Source organism: Nocardia sp. NPDC060220, from assembly GCF_042727815.1.
Taxonomy (GTDB): Bacteria; Actinomycetota; Actinomycetes; order Mycobacteriales; family Mycobacteriaceae; genus Nocardia.
The window spans coordinates 1-2,132 of record NZ_JBHWZY010001045.1 but is presented as its reverse complement, the minus strand read 5'-3'; the positions used below and the strand labels follow the sequence as shown (position 1 = coordinate 2,132).

Annotated in this window: 2 protein-coding genes; both read right to left on the bottom strand. The window is 68.9% G+C overall.

What is annotated here, in order from left to right; translation table 11 throughout:
* Positions 1 to 32 precede the first annotated feature (32 nt).
* A complete protein-coding gene (locus ACFWF3_RS33425) occupies positions 33 to 404 on the bottom strand; it encodes a nuclear transport factor 2 family protein (protein ID WP_378987699.1) in 372 nt (123 codons plus the stop codon).
* A 106-nt stretch (positions 405 to 510) separates the two neighbouring features.
* Positions 511 to 2,046 carry an FAD-binding protein gene (locus ACFWF3_RS33420; protein ID WP_379317947.1) on the bottom strand — a complete coding sequence of 512 codons (1,536 nt, stop codon included), beginning with the start codon at positions 2,044 to 2,046 and terminating at the stop codon, positions 511 to 513.
* Between the last annotated feature and the right edge of the window lie 86 nt (positions 2,047 to 2,132).

The following is a 2,132-nucleotide window of genomic DNA, read 5'->3' as shown; positions in this document are numbered from 1 at the left end:
GTGTTGTTCGGTCGCAGTCATTTCCGCCTCGCTCAGCCGACGACCATGTCGTCCTGGGACCAGAACGCGCGCATGCTCACGATGCGGGCGTCCTCGTCGAAGGTCATGACATCGATCGGATCGAGGGTGAAGGTCTGCTCACCGAACTTGGTGACCACCCGGAAGCTGAACGCGGCGCTGTTGCCGGCCACGCGGACGGAGAACAGTTCGGTCGAACGCTCCAGCGGCTCGATGTTCTCGTAGAACTTCGTGATCGCCGCGTGCCCGACATGCGGTTCGGTGCCGACCGGGTCCTCGACCGTCGCGTCCTCGCGGTAGAGGGCGACGACGTCGGCGGCCGTACCGCTGCCGACGGCCTCCACATATTTGCGCACCGTTGCGCGAATGTCGTCCGCTGAAGCCATCGTGTCGCTCCTGAAATGTCGAAAGGGATATGTCTGTGAACCGAACCACATCCGGTGGCTCGGATGCCCCGGTCTCTCCCGTCCAGCGGGAAAGACCGGGGGTGGATCATTCGCCGAGGATGTGGCGGACGGCGAGGTGGCTGAACAGCATGGACGCGCCGATCGGATTGCCGCCGCCGGGGTAGACCTCGCCGCTCACGGCAGCCATGGTGTTGCCCGCGGCGTAGAGGCCGGGGATCGGCTCGCCGTCGCGGCCCAGAACCCGGGCCGCGCTGTCGGTGCGCAGCCCGCCCTTGGTGCCCAGATCGGAGATGCCGAACGCCGCCGCGTGGTAGGGCCCCTTGTCGATGGTCACCAGTGGCGGTTCGCCGTTGGAGAAGGCCCGGTCGTAGGCCTCGTCGCCGCGCCCGAAATCGGGGTCGGCACCGGTGGCGACGATCGCGTTGAACCGCTCCACGGTGGCCGCCAGGTTCGCCGCGGGCACGCCGATCTTCGCGGCCAGCTCGGCGAGGGTGTCGGCGGTGTGCCACAGCCCGGCCTCGACGTACTTCTCGGTCTCGACCATAGAGACATTGGTGGCCTTGATCGGCGGCACCTCGCCCTCCTTGTCGTCGTAGATCATCCAGAACGGCAGGGTGAGCCCGCGATCGTTCATCTGGCGGATCACGTCGCGGCCGAGCCGGTCGTAGGGGGCCGACTCGTTGACGAACCGCTTGCCGTCCTGATCGACGAAGATGCCGCCGGTGAACCACAGCGCGAACGCGGACCGCCCGTCGGGATGGGTCAGTCCGGGCGACCACCACGCCTGATCCATCAGATCGGTGTCGGCGCCCGCCGCGATGCCCGCCTGATGCGCCCTACCCTGATTTCCCCAGGGCCCCATGGTGTCTCGCGCCTCGCCCGGCACACCGTAGTGCGTGCGCAGCTCGGCGTTCTGCTCGAAACCGCCCGCCGCCAGGATCACGCCGCGCCGCGCGCGGATCGCGACGCGGGCGCCGTCGCGTTCGACGATCGCGCCCGTCACCACACCGTCCTCGACCACCAGTTCCACCAGCGGCGAATCCAGGTGCAGCTGTGCGTGCGGGTAGCTCGAGATCGCGCGCAGCATCCGCCCGATCAGCGCCTGACCGCCGATCAGCAGGTCCTGCGGGGGAGCGCCGAGCCGGTCGGTGTCCAGCGTTCCGCGCAACGATGCGCGCAGCGGGCCCAGCTCCGCGGCAGGCAGCGGTGTCGGCATGATGTGGCGCTGACCGTCGAGCCGGGCCTTGGGTGCCTTCCCGAAGTAGTCCGGCCACGGCAGCACCATGAACGCGAAATGGTCGTCGGCTTCGAGGTACTCGATGAGATCGCGGCCCCGCCGCACGTAGGTCTGCTGCAGTTCGTCGGGGGTGCGGTCACCGACCACCGCGCGGTAGTAGGTCAGTGCGTCGTCGAGGGTGTCGTCGGTGCCCGCGCGCTCCAGTACGGGGTTGCAGGGGAACCACACCCCGCCGCCGCCCGAGTACGCCGTCGTGCCGCCGAACTTGTCGGTCGCCTCGACCACCGCGACGCTGAGTCCCTCGCGCGCGGCGGTGTAGGCGCCGGCCAGGCCACCACCCGACCCCGCGACCAGCACATCCACCTCGTCGTTCCAGTCCACCACTGTTTCCTCCTGGTACCACCTCGAATTGCGCTCGACGGTAGGCCCGGCGCCGGTGGTCGTGGGGCGGCTCTCCCGATCACCGGGAG

What these genes read in the sequence shown, in the direction of transcription:
- ACFWF3_RS33425 (WP_378987699.1), bottom strand. Translation starts at nt 404, where the DNA reads ATGGCTTCAGCGGACGACATTCGCGCAACGGTGCGCAAATATGTGGAG.